We start from the raw sequence: 16,437 nt of genomic DNA on the forward strand, positions 1-16,437 counted from the left end.
CTCCCGCATGCGGCGGCAAATATAAATGCTTTCTTTTTTATGTTCAAAGGAAATCAAAGTTTTTTTAGAAAATGATATCCGCGAATTACAAAACCAAGATTCATGTAAAATTTATGAGATCTAAAGTTTTCTACATAACTGTTAAGCTCTATAGTTTCACACTGCTTTTTGATCGCATACTGTTCTATATATTGAAATAACTGTGTCCCAACACCCAAGCCCTGCAGGTCATCATCTATATAAATATGATCTACTTCGCAGGTTCTTCCCGCATAATGCCGGGTCATGAACCATAATCCAAAAACACCTACAAGTTTTCCAGATTTATAGATACCAAAACACTCGTAATTCTGCTCAAACATTTCAAGCAATCTTTCCTTCAAAATCTCTGGTGGCAACGTCTGGGACTGCAGTTTTTCCAGGTAAGGCAGAACTAAGTAATAATCAGTTTTTAAAATCTTGTTAAATGCCAGTTGCATACCTGCCTTTTCCGTAAAAATAGTCATATTTTTATCTATTACTTCAAGTACTACAAATAAGAATTATGGATACATCTAAGAATAAGCCTGGAAAGATCCAGGATCTAATTGACAATAAATTTCTGGAAGAACGCAAAATCTATCTTTGGGGAATGGTCAATGATAAAACTGCAAAACATGTCATAGACAGGCTGGAATATCTTGACCTGATGGGAGATGGCGAGATTCAGTTATTCATCAATAGCCCGGGTGGTTATGTGACCGATGGATTTGCTATTTATGATACCATCATGAGCATTAAATCACCAGTTTCAACAATTTGTACGGGACTGGCAGCTTCCATGGGATCTATATTACTTTCCGCAGGAGAAAAAGGAAGAAGATTTATACAACCGCACGCCAAGGTGATGATTCACCAACCTAGTGGCGGAGCAAGAGGTCAGGCTTCAAATATTGAGATCGCGGCTAATGAAATACTTAAAACCAAATATCTTAGTGCAGAGATCCTTGCTGAAAATTGCGGAACAACTACAGAAAAGGTCCTTAAGGATTTTAATCGCGACTACTGGATGGATGCAGATGAATCTTTGGATTACGGAATAGTAGACGGAATTTTTAGAAAATAATATGGAGATAAAACATAAAGAAAGCGATAGCCGCGGAATGTTCTATATTGAGAAAGAAAATAGCCTTGTTGCTGAACTTACCTATCACAAAAAAGGTAATGTCATCACAATAGATCATACCGAGGTGAAGAGAGAAATGGAGAATCAGGGAATTGGTTCAAGCCTGCTGAAGGAAAGCGTTGAATTTGCTCGTAAGAACAATCTAAAGATCGATCCTCTTTGTCCATTTGCTGAAGTAAAATTCGATGAAAACCCTGAGTATTCAGATGTTCGAGTTTCTTAGTTTCATTTGGAATGAAAATTAAACTACTCCTTGTTGGTTTGATCTTTGGGATGATAGGCATATCCTGCAAGGACGAACCAAAGCTAGAAGGTATCGAAGAGCGTAACGAAGTTGAAGAGATCAAAGAACTAACTTCGCAAGACGACATAGAGGATTACTTCGAAGATATCGATAGCACTTCTACCAAATTAAACAACTTTAAAAGCGTGAATTCCTTTTACAAGCAAAGGGAATTCATGCCTTTATGGAATGACAAGGAAGCTCGCGAAGACCTTTTCCGTAGTATTGAAACCATCGAGTATGATGGGCTATTTTTTGAAGACTATCATGGTGAAGAATTACAACAATTGTTATCCTCACTCAACAGTGAAAATGAAGAACAAAATTTAAGAGCTGAAATTCTTCTTACCGATGCTTTTATTGATCTTGCTCATGATCTTGCAGTTGGTAAACTTAACCCTAAAGAAATTTACGAAATCTGGGGTACAGAGCTTAACACCGTAAATATTGAAAGTTTATTACAAAAACTGGAAAAGGGTGAAAAAGCTTCATCTATTCTTGCAGAACTGGCTCCAGGTCATGTTGTGTATAAAAGCTTAAAGAAAGCACTTAAGAATTATCGAGATGATGGAATTAAAGAAAATTCCTCCACTGTGATCGCCAGTGGCAAACTTGTAAAACCCGGCGAAAACAATGATAGAGTCCCGGATATTGCGAGCAGGCTTTTTGAGCTTGGTTACTACACAAAGAGTCCGGACTCGGTTGGAACCCGGTACACTAAAGAATTACAAACTGCACTGGAAGATTTTCAAAAAGATCATGGGCTAAACACTGATGGCGTGATAGGTAACACTACTATCGAAAACCTAAATCTTACAACCGAAGACCGGTATCATCAAATTCTGGTTAACATGGAACGCTGGAGATGGTATCCTAGGGATCTTGGTGAGCACTATATTATAGTAAACATCCCTGATTATGAACTTTACGTGGTTAAAAATGGAGATACTATTAGAAGTCACAAAACTATGGTGGGAACTGAAGCAAGAAAAACACCTGTTTTCTCGGATGAGATCGATTATATCATCTATAATCCAACCTGGACCATTCCTCCTACCATCATGAAAAATGATGTAATTCCGGGAGCTTCCAGAGATGTAGGTTATCTAAGAAAGAAGAATATCAAGATATATGACCGTAGTGGTCAGGAAGTAAATCCTTCTTCAGTGAATTGGAGTTCTTCCAGCCCGCGATCTTATACTTACCGGCAGCCGGCAGGACCATCGAATCCATTAGGACTTGTCAAGATTATCTATCCAAATGAATATATGATCTATCTGCATGACACACCTTCTAAAAGTTTGTTTGAAAAAAATGCCCGGGCTCAAAGTTCTGGGTGTGTAAGAGTTGAAAATGTACTCGACCTTGCTAAATACCTGATTGAGGATCAGAAAGAATACGATGATGAGAAGATCGATGAGATTCTAAAATCTGGCAAGACAACGCAAATCGCTATGAAGCAAGAAATCAAGGTACATCACTTTTACTGGACCACTTATCAAAAAAAAGATACCACCAGGTTTATTGATGATATCTACGATCTTGATAAAAAGCTTTGGGATTTACTAAAGCCTAAGGCTTAAGAATTTAAAAAAGTGGAAGTTTCCAGGTATTTGTCATTAGAACGATGAATGTAAACAACCGACTTGCCTTTAATTTTATGGATTAAATCCTTAGCTACCGTATTAGGAACGGCAGGACAACCATAGCTTCTTCCTAGTCTTCCAAGTCTATCGATAAATTGAGGTTCAGCATAATCTGCTCCATGAATTACAACGTATCGTTTTCTGGCATTGGAATTAAATTTCTTTTCCATTCCATCAATGAATAATGAGAGTCCGTTTTTACCGAAGTAAGTTTCCCCTGTGACATAGAAACCAAGGGAGCTTTGAAGTGAATTTACTGTGTTAGAGAATTTGGTTGCGAATTCTGCACCTGTATTTTTTCCGTGAGCTACATAAGTATTATATTCAACCTCCTCTGTATCCATGTTAAGGATCCACATTCTCTTCTTAGTTGAAGAAAGATCGAAATCTACGACCGTTAATAAAGAATTTCTGACTTTTCCAGCTTCATCCAATTTTTGATAGCCTTTGATCGCTTTTTCGAAAACCGATAATTCTGGCATCGTACTGTTTTTCAAAGAAAAACTTTCATATAATGCGAGTGTCTTTTCTTCGGAAGTTAGTTCAACCTCTTCCACTGGCTCTGTCTCAATTACTATCTCTTTTGAACTGTCAATTTCAGATGCATTACTGAAAGCGAATGAGAAAATTAGTACCCCGATCACTGTCATAATTCTATACTTCATATAATTTTCGTTTTAGGTTATTTGTTAAATAAATCCAAAAGTCTTGCCAACATACAAAATTTTGGAACTAATCTCGAATTCAGCTGAATTTTAACAAGATTTGATACTGAAAGTTATATCAACTGCCCAAAAAATAAAGTCTTGCCTGCTTTTGGTAAACGCTACGGAAATTAAAACATTGTTCCAAGGGACGATCGGAATATGTTAAATTATTAAACGATAAGTAGATTTAAAGAGTGAATTTTTGTTAAGGTTATTAGAAACCTTCATTTCTCTAATATTTCGAATAATATTAAACACATTTTCTTTGGAGTTATTAATTATATAAGTCGTGGATTAGCCGTGACTTCTAACAGAGAAGTAGCTGATCATCTTTGCTTATTTGAAGGTGACGGAATTCCAGGAATTCTATCCAGATATTGATCTTCAAAGCTTTTAATCATCCGGTACGCTCCGTCGAATTTAGATTTAATAAAATATTATAGTCTGCCCTTCAGCCATTCCCTCTAATTGTTTTTATCTTTATCGCTTAAACTACGACTATCTATGAATAAGAAAGTTCTCCTAATGATCCTGGATGGCTGGGGTATTTCTCCTAATGATGAAATATCTGCAGTGGCTAAAGCCAAAACTCCTTTTATGGATTCGCTACCTGGAAAATTCCCACACGCTACCTTAAGAACCGATGGGCTCAATGTAGGTCTTCCAGAGGGACAGATGGGGAACAGTGAGGTTGGACATATGAATCTTGGAGCCGGTAGAGTTGTTTACCAGGATCTGGTGAAGATCAACATGGCGGTGGAAAAGAACACTTTGAAAGATGAGCCAGTATTGGAGTCGGCATTTAGCTATGCGGTCAAGAATAACAAGCCAATCCATTTTATGGGACTGCTTAGTGATGGTGGAGTGCATTCTCATATAGACCATTTAAAAGGACTCTTATCTGCAGCTGATGCAGCTGGTGTACAGAAAAAGTATGTCCATGCATTTACCGATGGTCGTGATGTAGATCCACATTCTGGTAAAGGTTTTGTAGAAGATTTGCTCCCTCATTTAGAATCTACAAATTCTGAACTTGCCTCTGTTATTGGTAGGTATTATGCAATGGACAGGGATAACCGTTGGGAAAGAGTTGAAAAAGCATACGACCTGATTGTAAAAGGTGAAGGAAAAAGCACCCAGAATATCTTATCTGAAATTCAGAAAAGCTATGATAGTGATATTTCTGATGAATTCATTGATCCTATAGTACTTACGGATGATAATGGTAACCCTGTTGCCAAGCTTAGTGAAAAGGATGTAGTAATTTATTTTAACTTCAGGACAGATCGTGGGAGACAATTAACTCAGGCACTATCACAAGATAATTTCCCTGAATATGACATGAAAAAGCTGACCTTATATTACGTCACCATGACTAAATATGACGACAGGTTTGAAAATGTAAATGTCATTTTTCAGAAATCTAATATTAAAGCGACTTTAGGAGAAGTCCTGGAATATGAGGGCAAGAAACAAATAAGGATTGCGGAAACTGAGAAATATCCTCACGTAACCTTTTTCTTTTCTGGAGGTAGAGAAAAACCTTTTGCTGGCGAAAGAAGACTAATGTGCGACTCCCCGAAAGTTGCCACTTATGACCTTCAGCCGGAAATGAGCGCGTATGATATTACAGACAAAATCGTTCCTGAATTAGAGGGAGAGTCGGCCGATTTTATATGTCTAAATTTCGCCAATCCGGATATGGTTGGTCATACCGGTGATTTTGATGCTGCTGTCAAGGCTTGTGAAACTGTTGATATTTGCGCTAAAAAAGTAGCTGAAACTGCATTTGAAAATGGCTATTCTGTCATTATCATTGCAGATCATGGGAATAGTGAAACGATGAAGAATCCAGATGGTAGTGCGAATACTGCTCACACGACGAACCCAGTTCCCCTGATTTTAATGGATGAAGATGTAAAATCAATAAAGGATGGTAAGCTTGGTAATATCGCTCCGACTATATTAAAACTGATGGGAATTACCCAACCAGATCTAATGACCGAAGACCCCTTAATATAATTTTTATGAAGAAGCTTTTAATTATCATCGCAGCTTTGGCTGTGAGCTGTGGAAACAAAATGGATAATTCTAATCAGGATGTGGCCATGGATGAAATTGAAGATACAGCAATTGATCAACAGGAAACCCAAAAGGATATGTTGCTAGGTGATTTTACAAAAGAAGAATTGCAACAAGCACCATTCAATAGCTGGTTTGATTCGAGGTATGAAAACTTTAAACCAGATACCGATGAAATGGCTACGATCAACGAAAATATAAGAGACTACGAAATTAAGGTTCTTATGGGTACATGGTGCGGTGACAGCAAACGCGAACTGCCTAAGTTCCTGAAAATTCTTGATGAAGCAGACTATGATTACGACAATCTCCAACTAGTTGCTGTAGATAGAAATAAAACAACACCATCTGGCATCGAGCAAGACCTGGAAGTTACCAGAGTGCCTACAATAGTTTTTTACAAAGACGGTGAAGAAGTAAATCGTTTTGTGGAATATTCCCAGGGTGAAAGCATAGAAGAAGACATTGCCAGGATCGTAAGCGGCAAGGAGTACAAAAATTCTTACGCAGAGTAGCAAGAAAAAGTTGCAAACCCTGTAATTGAAAAATTATAACTAATTTTGTATATGCCTAATTCTCTTACCATCGCAGTTGATTTCGACGGTACGATCGTAGAGAACCGATTTCCAGAAATTGGAAAACCTTTACTATTTGCCTTTGAATCTCTTCGGAAATTGCAAGAAGAAGGTCACAGATTAATCCTCTGGACTTACAGAAGTGGAGAAAAGCTTGACGATGCGGTTACCTTCTGTGAAAAGAATGGTTTAAAGTTTTACGCAATAAATAGTAGTTACCCGGAAGAAGAATTTGACCAAAGTATTAGCAGAAAGATTCTAGCTGATATCTTTATAGACGATCGTAATTACGGCGGAATGAAAGGTTGGGGAGAGATTTACCAATCACTTACGTTAAATAAAACAATAACCGGAACCGGTAAAAAGAAGAGATCAGGTCTCTTTAGAAGATTTTAAAAGTATGATTATACCAAAATCCAGCGAAGAAATTGAACTACTAAGAGAAAGTGCGCTTATTGTAAGCAAGACTCTTGGAATGCTGGCGCCTGAAATTAAACCAGGTGTAACTACCCTACAATTAGATAAACTTGCAGAAGAATTCATACGTGATCATGGTGCTGTTCCAGGTTTTTTGGGACTTTATGATTTTCCCAATTCTTTATGTATGAGTCCTAATGCACAGGTAGTGCACGGGATACCTAACAATAATCCGTTACAGGAAGGCGATATTATAAGTATTGACTGTGGAGCTTTGAAAAACGGCTTCTACGGAGATCATGCCTACACATTTGCAGTAGGAACGATCGCTCCTGAGGTTGAAGAATTATTGAAAGTCACTAAAGAATCCCTTTATGAAGGAATTCGAGAATTTAAAGCAGGAAATCGTGTTGGTGATGTAGGATATGCAATTCAGAAATATACTGAGGACCGCGGTTATGGAGTAGTTCGCGAACTAGTGGGACATGGGCTAGGAAAAACGATGCATGAAGATCCCGAAATGCCTAACTACGGTAAACGTGGCCGAGGTAAAAAATTTGTAGAAGGAATGGTCGTAGCGATAGAGCCTATGATCAACCTTGGTACCAAGAGGATTAAACAATTGCCCGATGGCTGGACAATCCTAACCGCCGATAATAAACCCAGTGCTCACTTCGAGCACGATGTCGCATTGATAGACGGCAAACCAGAATTACTATCAACATTTAAATACATTTATGAATCATTAAAAATTAATTCAACAGAAGAAGACGAATTTAGAGCAAAAGTTTATGATTAAAAGTTACAGACAGGAAATCTGGAAAACCCTACACAAAGATTCCTGGGAAGACCGCTTTATCTACAAAGTCTCAAATTTCGGAAGGATGATCAGTTATCTGAAAAACCCTGAAGGAGACTTGATGAATGGCGGAAAAGTAGGTGGATATTTAAACTTCGCGGTAAAATTGAAGAATGGTAAGCACAAAACTTACTACATTCATCGCATTATTGCTGAAATGTTTTTAGAGAAAAAAGAAGGTGATCAGTACGTGATTCACAAGAATTTTGTGAAGAACGACAATCGCGTTTCTAACTTGGCATGGGCCACCAAGGATGAATGGGTCCAACATCAGTACAACAGTCCTAAGGTAAAGGAAAATAAGGAAAACAGAAGATTACGTAAAGTAACATCTTACTCCAAATTAACTTACGCACAGGCTGTTATCCTTAAGAAAAAGCTTTTAGATCCTGAAAGGAAAACCCGTATCCGAGTACTGGCTAAGCAATTTGGAGTATCCGAAATGCAGCTATACCGTATCAAATCGGGGGAAAACTGGGGAGATATCGAAGTATAGCCAATGAGCAATCTTTTTAAACTGGCCTTAAACAGTATTCCCAGGCCCGTACTTATTAGAGCCAGTTACTTGATAAGGCCGTTTTTAAAGATTTATCTTAAAGGCAACCGATATACTGACCCGATTGATGGTAGCAGTTTCCGGAAATTTCTTCCATATGGATATGAGAATCAGAGAGAAAATGTTCTCTCCCCTTCCACTCTATCACTGGAACGACATCGCCTACTTTGGATATATCTTCAGCAGCACACAGATTTCTTTACCAAAAAGCGCAAAGTACTTCACTTCGCACCAGAACAGGCATTTTATAAACGCTTCCGAAGATTGAAAAATCTTGAGTATACAACTACAGATCTAAATTCACCGCTGGCAGATGTCAAAGCTGATATTTGTGATCTACCATTTGCAGATTCCAGCTATGATTTTATTCTATGTAATCACGTTCTGGAACATATCCCAGATGATCTTACAGCAATGAAAGAATTGTACCGGGTTTTAAAACCAGGCGGAACTGCGATTCTGCAAATACCACAGGACCTGAACAGAGCTGAGACCTTTCAGGATGATAGTATTACTGATCCCAAACAAAGAGCTAAAATATTTGGACAATACGACCATGTTAGGATCTATGGCAGAGATTATTTTGAGAAATTAGGAGAAGTAGGCTTTGAAGTAAATGAAGTAATTCTAAGTAAAGACATGAATAGCAAGGATGTAGATAAATTCAGACTTGCAAAAGGGGAAATATTACCGGTTTGCAGTAAGAAATTTATTAGTCCACAAGATTTGATTTAAACCCTGGTGTCACATAGGTTTTGATACTTCCATTTTCATCGGAATAGATCAGGTACACTTCTATAGATTTCAGTTCCTTCAGCATACTAGCCGATCTGTCAAGACCCATGGCCATGAGAGCTGTAGCATAGCCATCTGCCATCATGCAATTTTCAGCAATTACCGAAGCACTTAACAAATTGCTCTTTTCAGCAAAACCGGTTATTGGATTCACTGTATGCACAAAACGTTCTCCAGTAAGAGAGTCAACCCGGTACTTCCTATAGTTCCCTGAGGTTGCCATAGAAGCATTTTTAAGCATTACCTTCGCGTTAAACTGTCTTTCCGGACCTTCTTGTAATGGATTATCAATTCCTACCAACCATTCCTTACCAGATGATCTATTCTTACCCCTAGCTTTTAGTTCACCACCCAATTCGATCAAATAATCTGATACACCGTTATTTTCCAGGTAGTGCCCAATAATATCTATAGTATAACCTTTAGCTATCGCATTAAAATCGATATAAACGTTTGGGTTCTCTTTAGAGACAGTTTGGTCTTCGTTGATTCTAACTTTATTGAGGCCTACCAGCTTATTCAGGGAATCGAGACGCTCTGCATAAAGATCGGTTACAGCCTTTCCCGGTCCAAAACCATAGGCATTAACCAAAACCCCTACCGTTGGATCAAAAAACCCGTTGCTTTCAGAATAAATCTTTTTTGAAGCCTCAAATACTTTAATGAAGTGCTCATCTACAGTCACAGTGGAGTCGCCCCGATTGACCATGGAAATATCGGAATCCTGCTGGTATGTACTCATAGATCCATTTACAATATCAACAATACTGTCCATAGATTTAGTAAAGTCAAGCTCGCCTTCTGAAAAGTATTGAACTGAATAGGTTGTTCCCAAAGCTTCACCCTGGAATGTAGCTATGTCCAGTCCACCCTTAGAATCACATGATACCAAAGTCAAAACTGTAATGATAAATATTGAAATTCGATTCATCTAAAATTCTTTCCAGCCAGAATAGTTAACAATATAATCTTCTTCATTAGAAACTGGTTTATCATAATCTGAAGAATTTGCAAGTCCTACGCCGGCATAGAAAGTTCTGGCATTAAACTTTTCGGCATGTTCCTTTATGTCTTTCATAAAAGCCGGGTCGAAAGCCTTAGGGTCATCTGGATATTCAATCGCTCTCACAATGACAAAGTGCAATTTTGTATCCTTTAAGGCCACAAATTGTGGATTACGCCTTAGTTTACTATTTACACCTAAGAATTCATACCCGTTCTCCTCGAGATCTTTACCAACGATGTTCATCGCCAGGTTATGTAATTCCTGTTCGTCTAATTTTGGCATATACAAAGATAAAAAAATCCCGCCGAAGCGGGATTAAAATTATTATCCTCCAAAGTCATCAAATCTAATGTTCTCAGGGGGCATACCGAAGTCTTCACCCATCTTCTGAACTGCTTTGTTCATCAATGGAGGACCACAGAAATATAGTTCGATATCTTCCGGCTCTTCATGGTGAGATAGGTAATTATCGATTACAACCTGGTGTATAAAGCCTACAAAACCATCTCCTTCATCATCAAGATTAGATTTTACTTTCCAGTTATCCTCTTCTGCAGGCTCAGAAAGCGCCAGGTAGAATTTGAAATTTGGAAAATCTCTTTCTAATGCTCTAAAGTGTTCTGTATAAAATAATTCTCTTTTAGATCTACCACCATACCAGTAAGTTACTTTTCTGCCAGTTTTTAATGTTCTGAATAGATGATAAAGGTGAGATCTCATTGGCGCCATACCGGCTCCACCACCAACATAAAGCATTTCTGAATCACTTTCATTGATAAAGAATTCACCATAAGGTCCAGAAATAACAACTTTATCACCTTTCTTCAAGCTAAAGATATAGGAAGAAGCGACTCCAGGATTTACATCCATCCAACCGTCTTTTGCACGATCAAAAGGTGGAGTAGCAATACGTACATTTAGCATGATCTCACGACCTTCTGCTGGGTAAGAAGCCATTGAATAGGCTCTTTCAACCAACTCAGGATTCTTCATTACCAATGGCCATAATTTAAACTTATCCCACTCGTCTTTGAATTTATTCGGATCATCATGTTCTTCAGGGTGAGCGGTGATATCCATGTCTTCAAACTTAACTTCCGTTTTAGGAATTTCAATTTGAATATAACCTCCGGCTTTATAGTCCATTGGTTCCGGAATTTCTACCACAAACTCTTTAATGAATGATGCAACGTTGTAGTTTCTTACTACGGTTGCATCCCATTTCTTAATTCCGAAAACCTCTTCAGGAATGGTGATTTTCATGTCTTGCTTAACCTTAACCTGGCAACCAAGTCTCCATCCATTTGCGATTTCCTTTCTGGTAAAATGTGGCTCTTCCGTAGGAAGAATTGCTCCACCTCCATCTTCAACGATACATTTACACTGGATACATGTTCCACCACCACCACAGGCAGAAGGCAGAAACAATTTATTATCTCCAAGAGTTGAAAGCAAGGTTCCACCTGAACCTACTTCAATATCTTTTTCGTTGTTGACGTTGATTGTCACAGGTCCTGAAGGCGATAATTTGGCCTTAGCTCCTAAAAGCATTGATACCAATAACAAAATCAAGACTAAGAATACTACTACACTAGCTATTATAACTGTCATAATCTTCTTTTACGATTATAATTTAATTCCCATAAAACTCATGAATCCAAGCGCCATAAGTCCGGTAATGATAAACGTGATACCAAGACCTTTTAAAGGTGCAGGAACATTTGAGTATGCAATTTTCTCTCTGATGGCCGCAATGGCAAGAATAGCAAGAAACCACCCTATTCCACTCCCAAGTCCATAAGTAATCGCTTCTGAAATTCCTCCAAAATCTTTTTGCTGCATAAAAAGTGAACCACCCAGGATCGCACAGTTTACCGCAATAAGCGGAAGGAAAATACCAAGTGCACCGTAAAGAGCCGGAGCAAATTTTTCAACGATCATTTCTACAAGCTGTACCATGGATGCGATTACCGCAATGAACATGATAAAACTCAGAAAACTTAGATCCACATCTGCATATTCAGCTCCAAGCCAGGAAAGTGCTCCAGGCTTTAGAAGGTAATTATCCAGTAGAAAGTTGATAGGCACAGTGATCGCCAGTACGAAGATCACAGCAGCACCCAAACCAACAGCTGTCTTTACAGTCTTAGATACCGCCAGGTAGGAACACATCCCCAGGAAGTAGGCGAATATCATATTCTCTATGAAAATACTTCTTACAAATAGATTAACTAATTCCATTCTTTATATACTTTTTTGCTGTACAGCTATTAGTTTTGTTCGATTAGTTTACGATTTCTGGCACGTTGTACCCAGATGATCAATCCAACCACTATAAGAGCCATTGGAGAGAGTAGCATCAAACCGTTATTTTCATATCCTAAAGCATACAGTCCAGTAGACTCGGCCATCGTCGCTCCTTTATGTCCTAACACTTCGAATCCAAAAAGTTTTCCAGACCCAAGTAATTCTCTAAAGAATGCCACAACAACCAGAATTAAACCATAACCTGCAGCATTACCAATACCATCAAGAAAAGATTTGTAAATCCCGTTACCAAGTGCAAAAGCTTCTAAACGACCCATCACGATACAGTTCGTAATAATAAGACCAACGAAAACCGATAATTGCTTACTAACATCAAAAGCATAGGCCTTTAATATCTCACTTACCAGAATTACCAGGGAAGCAACAACAACCAGTTGAACAATGATCCTGATCCTACTTGGGATAAGGTTTCTTAACATAGAAACGATCATGTTACTAAAGGCCATTACCACCATTACAGCGATTGCCATTACTACGGCCGGTTCCAGCTGCACGGTAATTGCCAGTGCAGAACAAATTCCCAGTACCTGAACGGTAATAGGGTTATTGTCATCTAAAGGATCGGAAAGTAATTTTCTATTTCCTTTGGAAAGAAAATGCTCCCTTTCTTCAGAATTTGAAAGGAATAGGATCATTTCCCGTTTCTTTTCTTCCTCTTTAGCAGAGTTGAATTTTTTCTCTTCAGCCATATCTATCTAGTTGCTACTTTAAATCCTTTTTGCTGCTCGAAATAAGGCAAATAACGCTTTAATCTTTCTGAGATCATATCAGAAACACCATCACCTGTGATCGTTGCTCCTGAAATTGCATCTACCTGATTATCGTCCTTATCTGAAACATCAATATTTCCTTTGACTACAGAAACTCCTACAAGGTTACCATTGGAATCAAAGATCTTTTCATCTGAAAATTTCTCTTTAAACCACTGCTTTGTAATTTCTGCACCAAGTCCCGGAGTTTCCCCAAGGTGGTCAAATGTCGCACCTTTCACGGTGTTGATATCATCTTTTAAAGAAATGTATCCAAAGATCGCATTCCAAAGTCCGTTTCCTCTAAGAGGTACGATATAATACCTGGAACCCTCAACTTCGGCCACGTAAAGTGGAAAAACCTGCTCTCCAACATCCTTTTTGATCTCTTTAGCAAGATCAACCTTAAATGCGTCTACAGACTCATCTACCGTACCATCTTCAGTGATCGCTACTTCTTCAACGATATACTTATCATAAAGTTCCTTAGCTCCATCTCTGTCGGTAGTAATTCCTACAGTAGAAAGTATATTCTGCATTTTTTCTTTACGCACATTCTCCATTTGTGTTGGCTGGAGAGAGATAGCGGCAAAGGCAAGTACAGCGGCAACTACAACTACCATGATCACAGAGAACATGAAAGTATAGCCGTTGCTATTCGTTTTATTTACTGATTTTTCTTCCATAACTAAACTGCTGTTTCTACTTGAGGGTTAGCATTTTTAAGTCTTTTCTTTCTTCTTTTCACATTAGATTCTACCACGTAGTGATCGATCGTTGGTGCGAAAACATTCATAAGCAGAATACCTAACATCACACCTTCAGGGTATGCCGGGTTGAATACTCGAATCATTACTGAAATAAATCCAACAAGGAAACCATAGATCCATTTTCCTTTCATTGTTTGTGCTGCTGAAACCGGATCTGTTGCCATAAAGACAATACCGAAAGCAAGACCACCAACAATAAGGTGAAGATACCATGGGAAATTAGTTAAGTTATTTCCTTCAATACCTAAAGAAGGTAGTGCGTTAAAGATCAAGCCCATCACTGCAGCTCCAATAAATGCACTTAAGATAATTCTCCAGCTACCTACTTTACTAAGTACAAGTAGTAATGCACCTGCCAGAATACAAATCGCTGAAGTTTCAGCAATAGATCCCGGTATCATTCCAGAAAACATATCTAATGGTGTATAACCTGCCTCATTTCCAGCTGCAAGATTTCCAAGAATCGTTTCACCAGTTACTGCATCTACTTCATACGCGTTACTAACCCAAACGCTATTTCCAGACATATAAGTTGGATAAGCAAAGAAAGCAAATGCACGTGCCGTAAGTGCAGGATTCAGAATATTCATTCCAGTCCCACCAAAAGCTTCTTTTCCAATAAGTACTGCGAACACTACTGAAAGTGCTACCATCCAAAGCGGAATATCAATTGGCATGATCATAGGAATAAGCAAACCGGTTACCAGGTAACCTTCATTCACTTCGTGTCCTCTAAAGATCGCAAATGCGAATTCAATTCCAAGACCTACAGCGTAAGATACTGCGATCATTGGCAAGATCTTTCCAGCACCATGAAGGAAAGCATCTATAAAAGGTACACCATTTGCATATTCTGGCAATTGGTGAAGATATTGATATCCACCATTCCAGAATCCAAACAAAAGAGCTGGAATAAGAGCGATGACCACGGTAATCATAGTTCTCTTAAGATCCACAGCATCACGAATATGCGCCCCTTTTTGTGTAGTATGATTTGGAGTAAATAAGAAAGTATCTAATGCATTTACTGCAGGAGCATATTTCTCGTACTTCTCGCCTTTGCTAAAAGGCTGTTTCATTTTATCTAATCTCTGTCTAATCCATTCCATATTCTTCAGCTTTTTAACCTACTTCGGTAATCATTAAATCAAGACCTAATCTTATTACTTCCTGAATCTCAATCTTGGAAGTGTTTACGTATTCTACGGTTGCAAAATCTTCAGGAGCAACCTCGTAGATTCCCAGATTTTCCATTTTCTCGATATCACCAGCCATACACGCTTTGATAAGCTGCATCGGGTAGATATCCATAGGTAAAACCTCTTCCATCTCACCTGTTACCACTAAAGCACGCTCTTCACCATTCAAATTCGTGGTTGGAGTGTATTTTTTATTTGGAAACAACCAGGACAGCGAAGTTCTGGAATGTGAATGTATGTTGTTATAGGTAAATGGTAACCATCCAAAGATTCGGTAATTGTCACCTTCAGGAATTAGCGTTAGCTCGTTCTCAAAGAATCCTAAATACTGGTTATTGCTTAACTGAGTTCCAGTAAATACATCACCAGAGATAATACGAGTACCTTCTGCAACCTGACCAATAAGATCTGTAACATTAGAACCAATAATCGTCTGATAATATTTTCTGTTTTCAGCTTCACTTCCAACCACAGCAACCGTACGCTCAGCACGATATTCCCCGGTTAAAAAAACATTACCAATAATCGCGACATCCTCTACTCCTACAGTCCAAACACGCTCGCCTCTATTGATAGGGTCAAGCTTATGAATTTGAACACCTACATTACCTGCAGGGTGAGCTCCTTTTACGTGATGAAGCTCAACACCTTGAATTCCTTTTAAAAATTCAGCTGAAGAATCATCTACAGAAAGATGAACCTTTCCAGGTGTAAGTTTACTTAACGCATCAATTCCCGCCTGGAATGCAGCGATCTTATCTTTGAGGATAAAACCTTTATCTGCCGCCAAAGGCGCAGTTGTTACCGCTGAAATAAAGATCGCTTTAGGAGTATCCTTAGGATCTGCTACGATGTCGTAAGGTCTTTGATTGATAAAAGCACCGCAACCACTTTCAAGAAGAAGTTCACGAATATCCTTCACATCTGCCTTTGCAGGATCCAGTTTTTTGAATTCACGGTAAGTGTTTGCAGGATCTGCCTCAATGATTATTTCGAGGATCCTTCTTTTGTCACCTCTTTTGATTTCTTTAAGAACACCACTAACTGGTGTAGTAAAGCGAATTTCCTCGGTATATTTCGAATAGAAAATCTCATCACCTGCAAGAAGCTTAGCTCCTTCTTTTACTACCATTTTTGGCACAACAGTGTGAAAATCTGGCGGTTTGATCGCGTAAGTTTTGGATCTTGGAGCCTTTACAAGCTCTTTTTCCGCCGCCCCTTCTAATCGCAGAGATAATCCTCTTTTAATTCGAATGTCTTTTGACATAGGATGGAGTGTATGTTAAATTTTTAGTTTAAA

19 protein-coding genes are annotated in these 16,437 nt (G+C 38.5%); 9 read left to right on the plus strand and 10 right to left on the minus strand.

What is annotated here, in order from left to right; translation table 11 throughout:
* Positions 1-53 precede the first annotated feature (53 nt).
* Positions 54-506 (minus strand): GNAT family N-acetyltransferase, encoded by a 453-nt coding sequence (locus tag ACNKXS_RS00740; RefSeq protein ID WP_417919212.1) that lies wholly within the window; start codon positions 504-506, stop codon positions 54-56.
* A gap of 38 nt (positions 507-544) precedes the next feature.
* Between ACNKXS_RS00740 and ACNKXS_RS00745 the strand changes: the two genes are divergently transcribed.
* From ACNKXS_RS00745 to ACNKXS_RS00755, 3 genes are read left to right on the plus strand one after another with little or no spacing between them, the layout of a single operon-like run.
* Positions 545-1,105 (plus strand): ClpP family protease, encoded by a 561-nt coding sequence (locus tag ACNKXS_RS00745; RefSeq protein WP_417919213.1) that lies wholly within the window; start codon positions 545-547, stop codon positions 1,103-1,105.
* A 1-nt stretch (position 1,106) separates the two neighbouring features.
* Positions 1,107-1,388 carry a GNAT family N-acetyltransferase gene (locus tag ACNKXS_RS00750; protein WP_295179985.1) on the plus strand — a complete coding sequence of 94 codons (282 nt, stop codon included), beginning with the start codon at positions 1,107-1,109 and terminating at the stop codon, positions 1,386-1,388.
* 11 nt (positions 1,389-1,399) lie between these two features.
* Positions 1,400-3,031 (plus strand): L,D-transpeptidase family protein, encoded by a 1,632-nt coding sequence (locus tag ACNKXS_RS00755; RefSeq protein ID WP_417919214.1) that lies wholly within the window; start codon positions 1,400-1,402, stop codon positions 3,029-3,031.
* On the opposite strand, the gene ACNKXS_RS00760 is transcribed toward ACNKXS_RS00755, so the two are convergent.
* Entirely contained in the window at positions 3,028-3,759 is a 732-nt protein-coding gene (locus ACNKXS_RS00760; RefSeq protein ID WP_417919215.1) for a murein L,D-transpeptidase catalytic domain family protein, read from the minus strand. The genes ACNKXS_RS00755 and ACNKXS_RS00760 overlap by 4 nt on opposite strands.
* Before the next feature lie 546 nt (positions 3,760-4,305).
* Between ACNKXS_RS00760 and gpmI the strand changes: the two genes are divergently transcribed.
* From gpmI to ACNKXS_RS00790, 6 genes are read left to right on the plus strand one after another with little or no spacing between them, the layout of a single operon-like run.
* On the plus strand, positions 4,306-5,823 hold the full coding sequence (gene gpmI / locus ACNKXS_RS00765) for a 2,3-bisphosphoglycerate-independent phosphoglycerate mutase (protein WP_417919216.1): 1,518 nt from the start codon (positions 4,306-4,308) through the stop codon (positions 5,821-5,823).
* Positions 5,824-5,828: 5 nt separating this feature from the next.
* Complete coding sequence (locus ACNKXS_RS00770) at positions 5,829-6,398, plus strand: thioredoxin family protein (protein WP_417919217.1); 570 nt, start codon at positions 5,829-5,831, stop codon at positions 6,396-6,398.
* A 51-nt stretch (positions 6,399-6,449) separates the two neighbouring features.
* Positions 6,450-6,854 (plus strand): BT0820 family HAD-type phosphatase, encoded by a 405-nt coding sequence (locus tag ACNKXS_RS00775; protein ID WP_417919218.1) that lies wholly within the window; start codon positions 6,450-6,452, stop codon positions 6,852-6,854.
* A 4-nt stretch (positions 6,855-6,858) separates the two neighbouring features.
* The gene (gene map, locus ACNKXS_RS00780; protein WP_417919219.1) at positions 6,859-7,674 is read left to right on the plus strand and encodes a type I methionyl aminopeptidase; all 816 of its coding nucleotides are present in this window, start codon (positions 6,859-6,861) and stop codon (positions 7,672-7,674) included.
* Positions 7,667-8,230: an HNH endonuclease gene (locus ACNKXS_RS00785; RefSeq protein ID WP_026914372.1), complete on the plus strand. Its 564-nt coding sequence runs from the start codon at positions 7,667-7,669 to the stop codon at positions 8,228-8,230. Before map ends, ACNKXS_RS00785 begins: the two co-directional genes overlap by 8 nt.
* A gap of 3 nt (positions 8,231-8,233) precedes the next feature.
* Positions 8,234-9,025: a class I SAM-dependent methyltransferase gene (locus ACNKXS_RS00790; protein WP_417919220.1), complete on the plus strand. Its 792-nt coding sequence runs from the start codon at positions 8,234-8,236 to the stop codon at positions 9,023-9,025.
* Here ACNKXS_RS00790 and ACNKXS_RS00795 read toward each other — a convergent pair.
* The 8 genes from ACNKXS_RS00795 to ACNKXS_RS00830 are packed head-to-tail and all read right to left on the minus strand — an operon-like array spanning position 9,003 to position 16,404.
* Positions 9,003-10,016, minus strand: coding sequence for an FAD:protein FMN transferase (locus ACNKXS_RS00795; RefSeq protein ID WP_417919221.1), 1,014 nt, complete (start codon positions 10,014-10,016; stop codon positions 9,003-9,005). The genes ACNKXS_RS00790 and ACNKXS_RS00795 overlap by 23 nt on opposite strands.
* Entirely contained in the window at positions 10,017-10,373 is a 357-nt protein-coding gene (locus tag ACNKXS_RS00800) for a Na(+)-translocating NADH-quinone reductase subunit F (RefSeq protein ID WP_417919222.1), read from the minus strand.
* A gap of 42 nt (positions 10,374-10,415) precedes the next feature.
* Positions 10,416-11,702, minus strand: a complete 1,287-nt coding sequence (nqrF, locus tag ACNKXS_RS00805) for an NADH:ubiquinone reductase (Na(+)-transporting) subunit F (RefSeq protein WP_298247626.1) — start codon at positions 11,700-11,702, stop codon at positions 10,416-10,418.
* Between the two features lie 15 nt (positions 11,703-11,717).
* Positions 11,718-12,332, minus strand: a complete 615-nt coding sequence (gene nqrE / locus ACNKXS_RS00810) for an NADH:ubiquinone reductase (Na(+)-transporting) subunit E (protein ID WP_026914367.1) — start codon at positions 12,330-12,332, stop codon at positions 11,718-11,720.
* 29 nt (positions 12,333-12,361) lie between these two features.
* Positions 12,362-13,108, minus strand: coding sequence for an NADH:ubiquinone reductase (Na(+)-transporting) subunit D (locus tag ACNKXS_RS00815; RefSeq protein WP_141878530.1), 747 nt, complete (start codon positions 13,106-13,108; stop codon positions 12,362-12,364).
* 2 nt (positions 13,109-13,110) lie between these two features.
* Positions 13,111-13,854 carry a Na(+)-translocating NADH-quinone reductase subunit C gene (locus ACNKXS_RS00820; protein WP_417919223.1) on the minus strand — a complete coding sequence of 248 codons (744 nt, stop codon included), beginning with the start codon at positions 13,852-13,854 and terminating at the stop codon, positions 13,111-13,113.
* Positions 13,855-13,856: 2 nt separating this feature from the next.
* The gene (locus ACNKXS_RS00825) at positions 13,857-15,047 is read right to left on the minus strand and encodes an NADH:ubiquinone reductase (Na(+)-transporting) subunit B (RefSeq protein WP_295181932.1); all 1,191 of its coding nucleotides are present in this window, start codon (positions 15,045-15,047) and stop codon (positions 13,857-13,859) included.
* Between the two features lie 13 nt (positions 15,048-15,060).
* The gene (locus tag ACNKXS_RS00830; RefSeq protein ID WP_417919224.1) at positions 15,061-16,404 is read right to left on the minus strand and encodes a Na(+)-translocating NADH-quinone reductase subunit A; all 1,344 of its coding nucleotides are present in this window, start codon (positions 16,402-16,404) and stop codon (positions 15,061-15,063) included.
* Between the last annotated feature and the right edge of the window lie 33 nt (positions 16,405-16,437).

This window comes from Christiangramia marina (assembly GCF_048285865.1).
GTDB classification, from domain to species: Bacteria; Bacteroidota; Bacteroidia; order Flavobacteriales; family Flavobacteriaceae; genus Christiangramia; species Christiangramia marina.